Origin of the sequence: Streptomyces sp. NPDC007856, from assembly GCF_042868225.1 — a bacterium.
Lineage (GTDB): Bacteria > Actinomycetota > Actinomycetes > Streptomycetales > Streptomycetaceae > Streptomyces.
Genome location: NZ_JBIAEC010000005.1, coordinates 127550 through 142842, shown reverse-complemented (window position 1 = coordinate 142842; position 15293 = coordinate 127550). Strand labels below are relative to the sequence as shown.

16 protein-coding genes and 1 pseudogene are annotated in these 15293 nt (G+C 72.5%); 9 read left to right on the top strand and 8 right to left on the bottom strand.

What is annotated here, in order from left to right; genetic code table 11:
• The first annotated feature begins 35 nt into the window (after window positions 1-35).
• Both ACFYOH_RS14280 and ACFYOH_RS14275 read left to right on the top strand, forming a co-directional pair.
• Window positions 36-914 (top strand): endo alpha-1,4 polygalactosaminidase, encoded by an 879-nt coding sequence (locus ACFYOH_RS14280; protein WP_388625302.1) that lies wholly within the window; start codon window positions 36-38, stop codon window positions 912-914.
• Between the two features lie 189 nt (window positions 915-1103).
• A complete protein-coding gene (locus tag ACFYOH_RS14275; RefSeq protein WP_388625300.1) occupies window positions 1104-1973 on the top strand; it encodes a hypothetical protein in 870 nt (289 codons plus the stop codon).
• Here the strand turns inward: ACFYOH_RS14275 and ACFYOH_RS14270 are convergent.
• On the bottom strand, window positions 1970-2494 hold the full coding sequence (locus ACFYOH_RS14270; RefSeq protein WP_388625298.1) for a flavoprotein: 525 nt from the start codon (window positions 2492-2494) through the stop codon (window positions 1970-1972). The genes ACFYOH_RS14275 and ACFYOH_RS14270 overlap by 4 nt on opposite strands.
• Before the next feature lie 25 nt (window positions 2495-2519).
• On the bottom strand, window positions 2520-2981 hold the full coding sequence (locus ACFYOH_RS14265) for a nuclear transport factor 2 family protein (RefSeq protein ID WP_388625296.1): 462 nt from the start codon (window positions 2979-2981) through the stop codon (window positions 2520-2522).
• 117 nt (window positions 2982-3098) lie between these two features.
• Here ACFYOH_RS14265 and ACFYOH_RS14260 point away from each other — a divergent pair, with 117 nt between their 5' ends.
• The gene (locus ACFYOH_RS14260) at window positions 3099-3695 is read left to right on the top strand and encodes a TetR/AcrR family transcriptional regulator (RefSeq protein ID WP_388625294.1); all 597 of its coding nucleotides are present in this window, start codon (window positions 3099-3101) and stop codon (window positions 3693-3695) included.
• Here ACFYOH_RS14260 and ACFYOH_RS14255 read toward each other — a convergent pair.
• On the bottom strand, window positions 3682-3870 hold the full coding sequence (locus ACFYOH_RS14255) for a ferredoxin (protein WP_388625292.1): 189 nt from the start codon (window positions 3868-3870) through the stop codon (window positions 3682-3684). The genes ACFYOH_RS14260 and ACFYOH_RS14255 overlap by 14 nt on opposite strands.
• A 12-nt stretch (window positions 3871-3882) precedes the next feature.
• Entirely contained in the window at window positions 3883-5112 is a 1230-nt protein-coding gene (locus ACFYOH_RS14250; protein WP_388625290.1) for a cytochrome P450, read from the bottom strand.
• Between the two features lie 746 nt (window positions 5113-5858).
• Between ACFYOH_RS14250 and ACFYOH_RS14245 the strand changes: the two genes are divergently transcribed.
• Complete coding sequence (locus ACFYOH_RS14245; RefSeq protein ID WP_388625288.1) at window positions 5859-6308, top strand: nitroreductase family deazaflavin-dependent oxidoreductase; 450 nt, start codon at window positions 5859-5861, stop codon at window positions 6306-6308.
• 89 nt (window positions 6309-6397) lie between these two features.
• On the opposite strand, the gene ACFYOH_RS14240 is transcribed toward ACFYOH_RS14245, so the two are convergent.
• Window positions 6398-7372 (bottom strand): cation diffusion facilitator family transporter, encoded by a 975-nt coding sequence (locus ACFYOH_RS14240; protein WP_388625286.1) that lies wholly within the window; start codon window positions 7370-7372, stop codon window positions 6398-6400.
• Window positions 7373-7524: 152 nt separating this feature from the next.
• Here ACFYOH_RS14240 and ACFYOH_RS14235 point away from each other — a divergent pair.
• Together ACFYOH_RS14235 and ACFYOH_RS14230 are read left to right on the top strand one after the other, a co-directional pair.
• Window positions 7525-7941 (top strand): annotated as a pseudogene (locus ACFYOH_RS14235) (glutathione S-transferase family protein); the annotation flags it as partial.
• 136 nt (window positions 7942-8077) lie between these two features.
• Window positions 8078-8383 (top strand): DUF4235 domain-containing protein, encoded by a 306-nt coding sequence (locus ACFYOH_RS14230; RefSeq protein WP_388625284.1) that lies wholly within the window; start codon window positions 8078-8080, stop codon window positions 8381-8383.
• Window positions 8384-8412: 29 nt separating this feature from the next.
• On the opposite strand, the gene ACFYOH_RS14225 is transcribed toward ACFYOH_RS14230, so the two are convergent.
• Complete coding sequence (locus ACFYOH_RS14225) at window positions 8413-8874, bottom strand: pyridoxamine 5'-phosphate oxidase family protein (RefSeq protein WP_388625282.1); 462 nt, start codon at window positions 8872-8874, stop codon at window positions 8413-8415.
• Between the two features lie 44 nt (window positions 8875-8918).
• On the bottom strand, window positions 8919-9638 hold the full coding sequence (locus ACFYOH_RS14220) for a TetR/AcrR family transcriptional regulator (RefSeq protein ID WP_388625280.1): 720 nt from the start codon (window positions 9636-9638) through the stop codon (window positions 8919-8921).
• A 123-nt stretch (window positions 9639-9761) separates the two neighbouring features.
• Between ACFYOH_RS14220 and ACFYOH_RS14215 the strand changes: the two genes are divergently transcribed.
• Together ACFYOH_RS14215 and ACFYOH_RS14210 are read left to right on the top strand one after the other, a co-directional pair.
• Entirely contained in the window at window positions 9762-11192 is a 1431-nt protein-coding gene (locus tag ACFYOH_RS14215) for an APC family permease (protein WP_388625278.1), read from the top strand.
• A gap of 18 nt (window positions 11193-11210) precedes the next feature.
• A complete protein-coding gene (locus ACFYOH_RS14210) occupies window positions 11211-12836 on the top strand; it encodes an amidohydrolase (protein ID WP_388625276.1) in 1626 nt (541 codons plus the stop codon).
• 393 nt (window positions 12837-13229) lie between these two features.
• On the opposite strand, the gene ACFYOH_RS14205 is transcribed toward ACFYOH_RS14210, so the two are convergent.
• The gene (locus ACFYOH_RS14205; protein WP_388625273.1) at window positions 13230-14198 is read right to left on the bottom strand and encodes a GlxA family transcriptional regulator; all 969 of its coding nucleotides are present in this window, start codon (window positions 14196-14198) and stop codon (window positions 13230-13232) included.
• Window positions 14199-14269: 71 nt separating this feature from the next.
• Between ACFYOH_RS14205 and ACFYOH_RS14200 the strand changes: the two genes are divergently transcribed.
• Window positions 14270-15220 carry an NADP-dependent oxidoreductase gene (locus ACFYOH_RS14200; protein WP_388625270.1) on the top strand — a complete coding sequence of 317 codons (951 nt, stop codon included), beginning with the start codon at window positions 14270-14272 and terminating at the stop codon, window positions 15218-15220.
• The last annotated feature ends 73 nt before the right edge of the window (window positions 15221-15293 follow it).

Sequence of the window (15293 nt, the reverse complement as noted above, 5' to 3'; positions counted from 1 at the left end):
GCCGCGCCGCCCGGCGTGGGCAGGATGGAGCGGACGTGCCCCCCACGGGTGTTCTCCGCGCCGCGGGCTCCCGGAGGACCGCAGGCGCCTTGACAGCGGCCCTGATCGTCACCCTGTCGGTGCTGGCCGGCTGCGATTCCGGCGGTTCCCGTGCCGCGGGCGGCTCCGGCGGCGAGGAGCGGCGGAACTCGCCGAAGCCCGTGGCGGTACGGCTGCCGCCGCGGCACGCCGGGTTCGACTACCAGATCGGCGGCGCCTATCCCCCGCCGAAGGGCGTACGGATCGTCAGCCGCGACCGCTCCGACGCCCCCGCGCCCGGCCTGTACAACATCTGCTACGTCAACGCCTTCCAGGCCCAGCCCGCAGAGCGCTCCTCCTGGCCTGCCGACCTGCTGCTGCGCGATGCGCACGGCAGGGCCGTCATCGACGAGGACTGGCACGAGGCCCTGCTCGACATCCGCACCCCGGCCAAGCGGGAGCGGGTGGCCGGGCAGGTGAACCAGTGGATCGACGGCTGCGCGCAGAAGGGCTTCGACGCGGTCGAGCCGGACAACTACGACAGCTACACCCGCTCCCACCGGCTGCTCACCGCGGCCGACGCGACCGCCTTCATGACCCTGCTGTCCCGGCACGCACACGCCCGGCACCTGGCCGTCGCGCAGAAGAACACCGCCGAGCTGGCCGGTGTGCGGGAGCGGGCCGGGCTGGACATCGCGGTCACGGAGGAGTGCGGGCAGTACGACGAGTGCGGGGTGTTCGCCAAGGCGTTCGACGACCGGGTGGTGGACATCGAGTACACCGACGCCGGTCTGCGGTCGGCGGTCACCCACTGGGGGGACCGGCTGAGCATCGTGCGGCGCGACCGGGACGTGTCCACTCCGGGGAGCAAGGGGTACGTGCGCGAGGCGGGGTGAGGGCTGTCCGGGGTGCCGCGTCGTCGTCCCCGGTCCGAGCAACCAGGACGGAGCCGCAGACGGATGATTCCGTTGCTGCCCCCAGGTGACCCGTCCGGCGTGGGAGCGGAACGATCGTCGTACTGTCGGCTCATCCTCGGCGCAGACGACCGGCATCCGGCCGGTCTCGGCCGCTCCGGAGGAAACGCGGTGCCGACTCGTCCCACCACTTTCAGAACCCTGGCCGGAGCCGCGCTGCTGCCGCTGGCCCTGGTCACCCCCGCCTGTGCGCAGTCCCGGCCCGCCGCCGAGCCGGCGGCCGCGCCCGCGCCCGAGGCCCCGGCGACCCTGTGCTCGGCGGCCGGCACGCTGCGCGGCGCGCACGGTGAGCAGGCCGAGGTCAGCCTGTGCGCGGACACCGGCGTCCCGAGGTTCAACATCACCGCCCCGGCCAGCTGCCGGATCGCCGGCTCCCGGGTCCGCTACGCCTGCCGCACCGAGGGCACCTGGAAGGCCACCCGGTCCGGCAAGACCCTCGGCAACGGATTGCTGCCCGGCTCGGGCCTGTACCCGGGTCCGGGCACCTACGGCCTCAGCGCCACGGTGCGGGTGCGGTCGACGCCCGATGGGGTCGATCTGAAGGGCACGGTGCAGGCCACCGTATCGCTGACCGCGCCCAAGGCGAAGGCGACGCACTCCGTCACCGTCGACAAGAACGTGCTGCGCCGCAACGCCACGACCACCGTGACGTACACGATCCACCGGGACGCCGACGTGGGCGACGGCAACGCGCGGCTGGGGATGATCGGCGAGGAGGGCACCGGTCTGCGCATCAGCACCGCCGACAAGCGCTGCGTGAACCCGCTGGTGGGGCGGTACCCGTCGAAGACCCGGGTGGCGCACTCCCTGGACTGCACGGTGACCGAGCTGCAGCCCGGCCACCCGGAGACGCTGCAGGTCCGCTTCACGGTCGGGGCCAAGTGCTCCACGGTGGTGTCGAAACTCGGGTACTGGGTGCCGAAGGGCCAGGACATGTTCACCGGGAACATGCTGGCGGGGCCGACACTGACCTGCCGCTAGAGCAGATCCAGCGCCCGTTCCCAGGCGAAGTCCGGCCGGCCGCCGTCCGGCCCGGCCTCGCCGGTGTACGGGTCGCCGAAGCGGACGCCCATCCCGCGCAGCCGTTCCAGGCCGGCCCGGTAGGCGGGATGGGCGGCCAGTGCGTCGGCGACACAGGGCAGGACGGCGATCGGTATGCCCAGGCCCGCGGCCTCGCACAGGGTGCCGAGCGCGAGGGTGTCGGCGATGCCGGCCGCCCACTTGTTGACGGTGTTGAAGGTGGCGGGTGCCACCACGACGGCGTCCGGCGGCGGGAAGGGCCGGGGGTCTGCCGGCGTGCGCCAGGCCGATCTGACGGGCCGGCCGGTCTGCGCCGCCACGGCCGTGCTGTCGAAGAAGCCGCCCATGGCGACCGGTGTGGCGATGACGCCGACCTCCCAGTCCCGTTCCTGGGCTGCGCTGATCAACTTGCTGACGCCGGAGGCGACCCCGGCCGCGCAGACGACGACGTAGAGGAAGGGCTTCTCGGCCTGTTCGGTCATCCCGGAACCCTACTGAACGATCACGCTACCGAAGCGGGAAGGACTGCCCTCGCTCGGCCTCCGGGCGCGGGCCGTGGATGCGGCGCTCCTTCTGCTCGATCGGTACGTCGTTGATGCTGGCCTCCCGCCGGGTCATCAGGCCATGCTCGTCGAACTCCCACAGTTCGTTGCCGTAGGAGCGCCACCACTGGCCGTCGGCGTCGTGGCACTCGTACTGGAAGCGGACGGCGATGCGGTTGCCGTCGAAGGCCCACAGGTCCTTGCGCAGCGCGTAGTCCAGCTCGCGCTCCCATTTGGCGGTCAGGAACGCGACGATCCCGGCGCGGCCGGTGACGAAGGTGCTGCGGTTGCGCCAGACGGAGTCCTCGGAGTAGGCGAGCGCCACCTTCTGGGGGTCGCGGGTGTTCCATGCGTCCTCGGCGGCCTGGACCTTCTGCGCGGCGGTCTCTCGGGTGAACGGCGGCAAGGGCGGACGGTCGTCGGCCATGGTCTCCTCCTGGGCGCGGCAGCACCGGAGAACGAGCGTTCTCCAGGTGGCTGCTACGATAGGAGAACGGTCGTTCTCCAGTCAAGGAGGGCGTGAGGTCAAGCGCTTCGAGGAGTCATGGTGTCGCCGACGGACAGCACGGCCGCCCGGGACAGGGCGCTCGACGCCGCCGAGGAGCTGTTCTACGCCCGGGGCGTGCAGTGCGTGGGCATGGACGAACTGCGCGGCGCGTCGGGTGTCTCGCTCAAGCGCCTCTATCAGCTGTTCCCCGCCAAGGAGCAGCTCGTCGCGGCGTACCTGGCTCGGCGGGACGAGCGCTGGCGCGGACGCCTCGCCGAGCACGTGGCACGGCAGCGGGACCCGCGGGAGCGGATCCCGGCCGTGTTCGACTGGCTGGAGGGGTGGTTCGGCGAGGACGGCTTCCGCGGCTGCGCCTGGATCAACGCCTACGGCGAGCTGGGCGCGACCTCCACGCTGGTCGCCGAGCAGGTGCGGGCCCACAAGGAGGCGTTCCGGGACTATCTGGCCTCGCTCGTGGCGGACGCCGGACTGCCCGCCGCGCTCACCGGGCCCCTGTTCCTGCTCGCCGAGGGCGCGATGGTGACGGCGGGCATCACGGGCAGCACCCGGCCTGCGGCCGAGGCCCGCGAGGCGGCGCGGGCCCTGGTGGCGGCCGCCGGTCGGGGCTCGGCCGGCCGTCCTAGGACAGCCTGATCGCGCTCACCGGGCAGGCGCGGGCCGCCTCCCGGACCATCGGGTCGCCCGCGCCGTCCTCACGCCCGGGCACCAGGGTGCTGTAGCCGTCGTCGTCCTGGGTGAAGACGCGCGGTGCCGTCAGCGCGCACTGACCGGCGCCGATACAGACGTCCTTGTCGATCTCGATGTGCATGAGCAGAGCCTCTTACCAGGTCACGGGGAGTTCCAGCATCCCCTGGATCGTGTCGCCGCCCTTGAAGGGAATCTCCTCGGCCGGTACGGCGAGCCGCAGCCCCGGCAGCCGGGCCAGCAGGCTGCGCAGGGCGATCTCCAGCTCCGCGCGGGCGAGGTTCTGGCCCAGGCACTGGTGGATCCCGAAGCCGAAGGCCACGTGGTGGCGGGTGGGGCGGTGGAAGTCCAGCGCGTCGGGGTCGTCGTACAGGGTCGGATCGCGGTTGATCACCGAGGTCGAGAAGAGCACGCCCTCACCGGCCCTGATGGTGGTGCCGGCGATCTCGATGTCCTCCAGCGCCACGCGCAGCAGCCCGTCCGCGATGGACAGCATCCGCATCAGCTCCTCCACGGCGGCGGGCAGCAGCGCCGGGTCGGCGCGCAACTCGGCCAGCCGGTCGGGGTGCTGGAGCAGGGTGAAGGTGCCGAGGGAGATCATGTTGGCGGTCGTCTCATGGCCGGCGACCAGCAGGATGACGGCCAGCGAGACGAGTTCGGCGCGGTCCACCGTGCCGTCGCGCAGCTGGTGGTGCACCAGGTCGTCGAGAATGCCGTCGCCGGGCTCCACCTGCTTCGCCTTGGCGTCGATGAGCCCGCCGAGATACTCCTCCAGACGGGCGCGGGCCTGCACGGAGTCGGCCGCCCGCGGGCCGCGCAGCAGCCTGCGGGACTGCTCCTCGAAGAACTCGTGGTCGGAGTACGGCACGCCCAGCAGCCCGCAGATCACCATCGACGGCACGGGCAGTGCGAAGGCGGGGACCAGGTCGGCGGGCGGCCCCTGCGCGATCATCGCATCGAGCAGACCGTCCACTGTCCGCTGGATCCACGGCCGCAGTTCCGCGGCGCGTTTGACGGTGAACGACGGGATCATCATCCGCCGCTGGCGCTGGTGTTCGGGATCGTCCACCCCGAGCAGGGCCACCCGGCGGTCACGGATGCCCGCGAAGCGCTCGGTGGGCATGGGGAAGCCGGGACGGCGGCGATCGGTGGACAGGCGGGGGTCGGCGAGCAGCGCGCGGGCGGTGGCGTGGGCGGTGACCGCCCAGACCTCGCGGCCGTCGAACAGGGTGACGCGGGACAGGGCCGGCCCGTCGCGCAGCGGCTCGTATCCGGTGGGCGGCTGGTAGGGGCAGGTGCGGTCCTGCGGGAAGGCGACGGGGTCGGCCGGGTTCGCCGGGCCGGTGGGGTCCGTCAGTTCCGTCATGGAAGACCTCGCAGACGAAGTAGTGCGTCGTGCCGATCTTCATTAGATGCCCCGGGCATCTATGGGTCGACTGCAAGTTCGGCCAGTTCGGCGATGTGGGTGATCTGGCCGAAGAACAGGGGTCACAGGGACGGAAACCGGCCGGAGTCCGTCCACGTTTCACGGTAACCGACGGCTCGCGCCGGAGGCGGCGAAGGCGCGCGCCACGGCCGGGCCGGCCAAGCCCACGTGATGCTGTACGACCAGGCCGTCCCGGGAAGCCAGGTGCGGGGCCAACCGGGCGGCACAGACACCGGCCGTCCGGCGCGGTCGTCCGGCCGGTGCCGCCGCCAGGCCAGTGCCACCGCCAGCCCCGTGCCACCGCCAGCCCGGTGCCACCGCCAGACCCGTGCCACCGCCAGACCAGCGCCACCGCCAGCCCGGTGCCACCGCCAGACCAGCGCCACCGCCAGCCCGGTGCGGTTGTCCGCCCGGTGCGGTTGTCCGCCCGGTGCGGTTGTCCGCCCGGTGCGGTTGTCCGCCGGATGGCGCCGGGCCCGAGCGTGTCCTCGCCGTCGGCCAGGATCTGCCCGACACGGGTGACCGCCGGGCGGGCGGTCGGTACGCGGGCGCCGCCGCGTTGCGCGATTGCCGGGAGGTCGTCACCCGGTCGGCGCAAGTGATCCGCGGTAAGGATGATTCGCGGGGCCGCCGGTGTTGAATGCCGATGGCAGATGGCTGTTGGACCGACGAAGGGGACGGATCCCATGCCTCTTGAGGGCGAGTACGAACCCAGCCCGGCGCAGTGGGTGCGCGAGCAGGTCGAGCTGTACGAGAGCTCCGGCGGGACGAAGGGGACGACGCTGATGGACACCGGGCTGCCGGTCGTCCTGCTGACCAGCCGGGGCGCGAAGAGCGGAAAGATCCGCAAGACGCCGTTGATGCGGGTGGAACACGAGGGGACGTACGCGGTGGTCGCCTCCCAGGGCGGTGCGCCCAAGCACCCGGTGTGGTACTTCAACATCACCTCCGATCCGCAGGTCGAGCTGCAGGACGGGCCGGTCAAGCGGGACATGAGGGCCCGTGAGGTCACCGGCGAGGAGAAGGCCCGGTGGTGGGAGCGGGCCGTCGCCGCGTACCCGCCGTACGCCGACTACCAGAAGAAGACGGCGCGGGAGATCCCGGTCTTCGTACTGGAACCCCTCGACGCGAGCTGACGAGAGCTGATTCGCGCCGGGCACCGGCGGGATTCGGAAGAATCTGCGCCGGGGAGGTGTGAACCCGTCCCGGGGCGGGCACCCGTGCGTCAGGCCCCGCCGCGTTCCCCCGTCGCGGCGGGGCTCTCTCGTGCCTCGCCGGCCGGCCGGTCGGTCACGTCGAGGAAGATCTGCCCGGCTTCGGGGAACGTCCGGGCCAGCGACCGCTTGATGCGTACGGCGACCTCCTCCACCCGCTCGCTGTCCAGACCCGGCACCAGGTCGATGCGCGCGGCCACCAGGGTGGAGTACAGGCCCGTCTTCATCGTGAACAGCGCCTCGACGCTGTCGATCTCCGGCTGTGCCCGCAGCAGCGAGCGGATCCTGCCGCTCAGCTCCGGGTCGGCGGCCTCCCCGATGAGCCGGTCGCGGGCGTCACGGCCGAGCCGGTAGGCGACGTACACCAGCAGGACGCCGATCGCCAGCGAGGCGGACGCCTCCCAGGCGACCTGCCCGGTCACCATGTGCAGACCCATCCCGGCGAGAGCGAGCGTCACGCCGAGCACCGCCGTGCCGTCCTCGGCGACCACCGTGCGCAGCGCCGGGTCGGCCACCGAGCCGAGGCCCGCGCCCTGCCGGCGCACCTGGTGCAGGGCCCGCAGCAGCGAGACGCCCTCGGCGACGAGGGCCACGCCCAGCACGATCAGGCCCGCCACATAGCCGCTGAAGTTCTCCTGCGTGCCCTGACGCAGGGCCGCGAAGCCCTGGAAGAAGGAGAAACAGCCGCCCATGACGAAGATGCCGACCGCGGCGAGGAGGGACCAGAAGAAGCGTTCCTTGCCGTAGCCGAAGGGGTGCTGTGCGTCCGCGGGGCGGCGGCTGCGGCGCAGCGCGGCCAGCAGGAACACCTCGTTGAAGCTATCGGCGACGGAGTGCGCGGCCTCGGACAGCAGCGCGGGCGAGCCGGCGAGGACACCGCCGACGGCCTTGGCGACGGCGATCACCAGGTTGGCGGCGAGGGCCACCAGGACGGTGACCTTGGTCTGCCGGTCTGCTTTCGAGCCCGTGCCGGGCGCGTGGTCCATGGCCGTGCGTGCGGCCTTCTCCCCCTCTGAGAATGTCCCGCTCACCTAACGCCGACTGCCCCCGAGCGGGCGGATCACACCGTGCGGGCGGCGGAAAACGGGGAACGCGTTGCCCGAGGAGCCCCGGCCGGCGAGGACGGCGAGGAGGAGACATGGAAGGCGACGGCGAAGGCAACCGCGCCTACGGGCACAAGACGTTCACCCGGTCCAGGCGCCACTTCACGGACCGGATCACCGCCGACGGCCGGGACGGCTGGCCGGTCGAGGCGGGCCGTTACCGGCTGGTGGTCTCGCGCGCCTGTCCGTGGGCGAGCCGGGCGGTGATCTCACGCCGGCTGCTGGGCTTGGAGGACGCGCTGTCGTTGGCGGTCGCCGATCCCGTCCAGGACGACCGCAGCTGGCGGTTCATCCTGGACCCGGACGACCGCGACCCGGTGCTCGGCATCCGGTTCCTGAGTGAGGCCTACGACCGCCGCGAGACCGGTTACCCGGGCGGGGTCAGCGTGCCCGCGGTCGTGGACGTCCCCAGCGGACGGCTGGTCACCAACGACTACCAGCGGCTCACCCTGACTCCGCACCACCGCCAGGAGCTGGGCGGACGGCCCTTCGGGGACGGTGCCCCACCGGACCCGGTGCCGCCCGGCGAACGGGTGGCCCCCGGCGGAAGGCCCGCATGAGGGCCGTCCGGCGAGGAAGAAGTGACACATGGCCAAGACAAAGAAGAAGAAGCTTCCCGTCGTCTACCAGCCGATCGGTTTCGTGCTCAGCTGGGCGGGCGGCGCGCTGGCCGGTATGGCCTTCCGGAAGGCGTGGATGGCGCTCCGGCACGAGGAGGACGCGCCGGACGCGTTGGACGAGGACCGGGGGTGGGGGGAGATTCTGCTGGCGGCGGCAGTGCAGGGGGCGATCTTCGCGGTGGTGCGCAGTGCGGTGAATCGTACCGGCGCGAAGGCGATCGCCCGGTCCACGGGGGTTTGGCCTGTGGCTTCCAAGGAGGGGGGCCGGGGCTGAGCCGCGTACCGAACACAGCCCCGCGCCGCTTACGGGGCGATCCACTCACCGTCTCTCATCAACTCCCGGCCCCTCAGCTCGTTCTCCTCGCGCCACGCCTGCACACGCTGCGGGAGAACCCTGAAGTACAGGTAGCGGGTGGCGAGTTGGCGGGGGTCGAAGCCCGTCTTGCCGGCGAAGACCTCGGCGTCCTCCTCGGGGAAGTCCTCCGGGGTCCACGACTGGACGGTGCCCTCGATCATGACGACGTCCCGTGTCGGGCCGAGGCCGAGCCGGGCGCGGCCGGTGGCGACGAGGTTGCGGCCGGTGGGGCTCTCGGCCGGGGTGGCGATCAGCACGGTGGCGCCGTCCCACACGAAGGACAACGGCACGAGATAGGGGGCGGCGCCGTCGGGGCCGGCGGTGGCGACCCACACGTCGACGTCGTTCTCCAGCCGGTGGAGGGTGTCCTTCTTGCGCTCTGCGGCGGTGCGGGCGGGCGGTGGGGTCATGGCGTACGGCCTCCTCGGGATCCGGATCCCGTCCAGTGTGGCCGTCAGCCCCGGCTCCCCGCACGAATGTGATCGAGGCGTGTCCGCGCCGCCGTGAGAAGCAGTTCGAGGGCGGCCGGGTAGGAGCTGGACCGCATGGTGGCGACGAGATGGGGCGCGGTGGCCGCGATGTGCGGGTGGGTGTCGGCGGGCAGCCGGCCATAGGTGCTGCGCCATACGTCCGCCTCGGCCTCGCGCGCGGCCCTCGGCAGGGCGGTGCCCGCGGAGTCCAGGGCGCCGAAGGCGAGGGCCTGGTCGACGAACGCGTGGTAGATCCGCACCGCCTCCGGGTCCGGGAAGCCCGCCCGGCGCAGTACGCCGAGGATGCTCTCCACGGCCTGGATCTCCTCGGCGCGCCCGGTGACGCGGTGGGCGCTGAGCATCGCCGCCCGGGGGTGTGCGAGCGCCCCGGCGTGCATGCGCAGGCCCAGATCGCGCAGGTCGGCCGCCCAGTCGCCGGTCGGCCGCCAGGTCCGCAGGGTGCGGCCGATCAGCTCGTCGGCGATGGCCAGCATCAGGTCGTCGGTGTGCCGGAAGTACCGGTAGAGGGAGCTGGGGTCGGCGCCGAGGGCCCGGCCGAGGCGGCGCACGGAGAGCGCGTCGGCGCCGTGCTCCTCGATCAGCCGGAGGGCGGTCTCCACGATCAGCTCCTCGGAGAGCACCACGCCCTGTTTGGTGGGGCGGCGTCGCTGCCGGGCGGCGGCCGGGACAACGCGGTCGGTCATGGGGCCTCCCTCGGGTGTGTCGGCACCTTACGACAACACCGTTGACCTGTTAAGTGCCCCGGCAGTTTCATTTCCGGTCACCGGGGCCGTCCGGGGCCCCGCGGTGCGAGCGGAGAACCGGCCATGAGTGACAGACCCTTCGGCGTGGATCCCCCCGCGCGGCCCGAGCTGCGCAGGTCCCTGAGCGTGGTGGACGGTGTCGCCGTCGCCGCGTCCAGTACGGCCGCCACGACCAGCATCGGCATCGGGCTCGGGGTGACCGCGGGCGTGGTCGGCCCGCATCTGCCGGCCATCATGCTGCTGGCGTTCCTGCCCGTGCTCGGTATCGCCGGGGCCTATTCGCGGCTGAACCGGGTGGAGCCGAACGCGGGCAACGGCTATGTGTGGGTGGGCCGTTCGCTCAGTGTGACCGGTTCGGCGCTGCTGCAGCTCGCCGGTGAGGCCGGGCTGCACCGGATCGGGTCCCTCGGTCTCGATCCGGGCTCGACCGCGCAGACGACGGCGCTGGGGATCGTCGTCCTGGTCGCCGTCACCCTGACCGCCGTGACCGGTGTCCGTACGGCGGCGCGGCTGCAGACCGGGCTGCTGGTCTTCGAGTACCTGGTCCTGCTGGGCTTCTGCGGCTACGGCGTCGTCACCGGGCCGCACTCCTTCAGCCTCTCCTGGTTCGACCCCTTCGCGATCCCCTCGGCGACCGCGCTGGCGCAGGGCCTGCTGCTGTCGGTGTTCTGCTACTGGGGTTTCGAGGCGGCGTTCACCGTCAACGAGGAGGTACGGGACCCCGGGGACGCCTCCCGGGCCGGGACCATCACCCTGGTGACGATGCTCGGGCTGTTCCTGCTGGGTTCGGTCGCCTTCCAACGGGTGCTCTCGCAGGGCGAGTTGGCTGGTCATGGCGCACAGGGGCTCGCGTACTACGGGGACCGGCTGGCCGACCAGCCGCTGGCCGCGCTGCCGCTCGTCGCCCTGATGTTCTCGGCCGTGGCCTCGCTGCAGGCGGGGGTCATCCCGACGGCGCGCGGGACGTTCGCGATGAGCCGGGACCGTACCCTCGGTCCGGTGTGGTCCAGGGTCAGCGCCCGGTACGGGACTCCGGCGGCCGGCACACTGCTGATCGGGGCGCTGGCCGTCGTCGTGGCGGCGGCCGCGCTGGTGATCCCGCGTCTGGCCGACATGATCGACGCGATCGTGAACGCCGTCGGCATCGTCGTCGCCCTGTCCTACGCGCTGACGGCGCTGGCGGCCGCCGTACGCTTCCGCGCCCTGCTGCGCGAGGACTGGCGGCAGGGCGTGCGAGCGGTGCTGCTGCCCGCGCTCAGCGCGCTGGCCCTGCTGGGCCTCGGCGGCTATCTGGGCTGGTCCTTCTACACCTCCGCCGACCACCTCGAACTCCGCGCGGACAACGGCTGGTTCCTGCTGCTGATGCCGGTCGCGATGATCGTGTCCGGGTTCGCGGTGGCCGCGTGGGCCAAGTGGGGGCGCAGATCGCCGTACTTCCGTACCGGGGCGGGCACCGACGCCGACGCGCCCGAGCTGCTCACCACCTCCAACTGACCTGTCAGGAAAGGCATCATGCACGCTGACCTCCTCTTCACCGGCGGCCCCGTCCTCACCCCGGACGGCCGTACGGCAACCGCCGTGGCCGTCACCGGGGACCGGATCACCGCCGTCGGGGACGACAAGCTGCGCGACCTCACCGGGCCGCGCACGGAAGTGGTCGACCTCGCCGGACGGCTGCTGCTCCCCGGCTTCCAGGACGCGCATGTCCATCCGGTGCCGGCGGGCCTGGAGCTGGCCCAGTGCGATCTGTCGGGCCGGGCGACGGCCGCGGAGACCGTGGCCGCCGTACGGGCGTACGCCGAGGCCCATCCCGAGCGGGAGTGGATTCTGGGCGGCGGCTGGTCGATGGAGGCGTTCGCGGGCGGTACGCCGACGAAGGAACTGCTGGACGCGGTGGTACCGGACCGGCCGGTGTATCTGCCCAACCGGGACCACCACGGCGCCTGGGTCAACAGCCGGGCGCTGGAGCTGGCCGGGGTCGACCGGGACACGCCCGACCCGGCCGACGGGCGGATCGAGCGGGACGCCTCCGGAGCACCCAGCGGCACGCTCCAGGAGGGTGCGATGCAGCTGGTCGGCCGGCTCACCCCGCCCGCCATACCGGCCGACCGGCTGGCCGCGCTGCTGCACGCCCAGCGGCATCTGCACGCGCTCGGCATCACCGCCTGGCAGGACGCGCTGGTCGGTGACTTCCTCGGCATGGACGACCCGGCCGAGGCGTATCGCGCGGCGGCGCGGGACGGCTCGCTCACCGCGCGGGTGCGGGGCGCGCTGTGGTGGGACCGGGAACACGGGGCCGAGCAGATCCCCGAACTTGTCGAGAAGCGTGCCGAGTTGAGCCACGGCCGGTTCAGGGCGGGCACGGTGAAGCTGATGCTTGACGGGGTCGCCGAGAACGGCACGGCCGCGCTGCTCGACCCCTATCTGGACCGGTGCGGGTGCGCCACCGGCAACCGCGGCAAGAGCTTCATCGAACCTGAGCAACTTCCCGAGTTCGTCACCGAGTTGGATGCCCTGGGCTTTCAGTGCCACTTCCACGCCCTGGGCGACCGTGCCGTTCGCGACGCGCTGGACGCGATCGAGGCGGCCCGCGCCGCGAACGGGCCGAGCGACACCCGGCCGCATCTCGCGCACCTCCAGGTCGTGCATCCGGACGACGTGCCCCGCTTCGCCCGGCTCGGCGCCACCGCGAACGTCCAGCCGCTGTGGGCCGCGCACGAGCCGCAGATGGACGAGCTGACGATCCCCTTCCTCGGGCCCGAACGGGCCGCCTGGCAGTACCCGTTCGGCGCGCTGCTGCGCTCGGGAGCGCGGCTCGCGGCGGGCAGCGACTGGCCGGTGAGCAGCCCCGATCCGCTCCAGGGCATCCATGTGGCGGTCAACCGGGTCGAACCGGGCGGCACCGGCCCGGTGTTCCTGCCTCGGGAGCGGCTCGGCCTCGCGGACGCGCTGACGGCGTACACGGCCGGGTCCGCCTATGTGAACCATCTGGACGACACCGGCCGGGTGGCCGTCGGCGCACTCGCCGATCTGGTGGTGCTGGACCGCGATCCGTTCGCCGGTCCGCCGGAGGCGATCGCGGAGACGGCCGTGGCGCTCACCTATGTGGGCGGGGAGCGGGTGTACGCGGCCGGGTGACGGCTCACTTGCAGCCCACGCCCTGCTTCAGCCGGGGCCAGGCCTCGGCTCCGCCGGGTGTGCCGCCGCCCTCGGACGCGGCCCATCCGTCGGGTCCGGAGCCCTCGTGGATCTCCCCGTCGCACTCCAGCGCCCGGCCGGCGGCGCCGGAGGCCAGGCGCAGGGCGCGCGGGCGCCGCTGCCGTCGAGCTCCTTGGTGGGCACGTCCAGCGGACCGTGGTACGGGTGGGCCGGAGGGGTTCCCTCCACCACCCGCTCCGGACCGCTGCCGTCGTCGCACCCCGCCGTCGCCACGGCCGCCAGTACCGTCACCGCCACCAACCCTCTGCGCATTCCCGCCCCCTACGTCGGTGCCATGATGCGGTTCTTCGACGCCGGGCCGGGCCAGAACGTTCAGCGGGTCTGCTGGAACGTCCGCCGGTACGCCTGCGGGGACACCCCGATCGCGGCGTGCAGGTGCTGGCGCAGCGAGGCTCCGGTGGCGAAGCCGACCTCGGCGGCGATCCGGTCCACCGGCAGGTCGCTGGACTCCAGCAGATGCCGGGCGCGGGCGACCCGCTGCTGGATCAGCCAGCGGCCCGGGCTGAGGCCGACCTCGTCGTTGAAGCGGCGGGCGAAGGTGCGCAGGCTCATCCGGGCGTGGCCGGCGAGGTCGGCGAGAGTGAGCGGCTCGTCCAGGCGCTCCAGGGCCCAGGCACGGGTCGCGGCCGTGCTCGCCGCGCCGCTGACCGGGACCGGCTGCTCGATGTACTGGGCCTGCCCGCCGTCCCGGAACGGCGGGACGACACAGCGGCGGGCGACGGAGTTGGCCAGCTCGCTGCCGTGGTCGGTGCGGACGATGTGCAGGCAGATGTCGACGCCGGAGGCGGCTCCGGCGGAGGTGAGGATGCGGCCGTCGTCGACGAAGAGGACGTCCGGGTCGACGTCGACCTTCGGGAAGCGGCGACGGAACACGTCGGCCACCTGCCAGTGCGTGGTGGCCCGTCGGCCGTCGAGCAGGCCGGCCTCGGCGAGCACGAACGCGGCCGTGCAGATCGAGACGATCCGGGCGTCCGGGCGGATGCGGGCGAGGGCGGCGGCGACCTCGTCCGGCAGTTCGGCGGGGATGTACGCGGGCGGCATCGAGGTGATCACCACGGTGTCCGCCGTCCCGAGGATCTCCGGGCCGTGTGCCACACCGATCGTGAAGTCGGCATTGGTGCGCACCGGACGGCCGTCGACCGTGCACGTCAGCACCTCGTAGTGACCGTCGGCGGCGCCGAAGATGCGGCTGGGGATGCCCAGCTCGAAGGGATAGACGCCGTCGAGGGCGAGGACGACCACGCGCTCCGGGCGCCGGGCGCGCAACTGCATGTCGGGCATGGCACGATCCTATCGAAGCTTGGCAATCATGCCATTTCCCATGCGGGGCGGACCCGGCAGGCTGGGTGACCATGAGCGATGTGAACACGATGCGAGCCATCAGCCAGGACATCCTCGGCGGTCCCGAGGTCCTGAAGGAAGTACAGGTGGAACGGCCGAAGCCGGGCCCCAACCAGGTGCTGGTCCGGGTCCGGGCGGCCGGGGTCAACCCGACCGACTGGAAGCACCGGGCGACGGGCGGCTTCCTGGGCGAGCCACCGTTCGTCCTCGGCTGGGACGTCTCCGGCGAGGTCGCCGAGACCGGGATCGGCGTGGCCGCCTTCGCGCCCGGTGACGAGGTCTTCGGCATGCTGCCCTACCCCTACGGCCATGGCTCGCACGCCGAGTATGTGATCGCCCCGGTCCGTGCCCTGGCGCCCAAGCCGGCCTCGATCGACCACGCCCAGGCGGGCGCCCTGCCGCTGGTGTCCCTGACCGCCTGGCAGGCGCTGACCGAGCACGCGGACGTACGACCCGGGCAGCGGGTGCTGATCCACGCGGCTGCCGGCGGGGTCGGGCATGTGGCGGTGCAGATCGCGAAGGCGCGCGGTGCGTACGTGATCGGCACGGCCAGCGCGGGCAAGCACGACTTCCTGCGGGAGATCGGCGTGGACGAGCCGGTCGACTACCGGACGACCGATGTCACCGAAGCGGTACGGGACGTCGACGTGGTCCTGGACACGCTCGGCGGGGACACTTCCGTCGAGTCGCTGAAGGTGCTGCGGCCGGGGGGTGTCGTGGTGTCGATCCTGCCGGTGGGTTCGCGGGAGTTCTACGACGAGGCCGAGCGGCTCGGCGTACGGGCGGTGCGCATGCTGGTGGACGCCGACCGGACCGGGATGGAGACGATCGCGGAGCTGGTGGAGTCCGGAAAGCTGAGGGCGACGATCGCCGGGACGTTCCCGCTGGCCGAGGCGGCGAAGGCGCACGAAGTGGGCGACACCGGACGGACGGCGGGCAAGCTGGTCCTTCTGGTCGACTGAGCGGCAACACCGGGCGGACCGACCGGGGTTACCGGGCGACACGCTTCAAACTCGAAGACATATGTCAACCGAA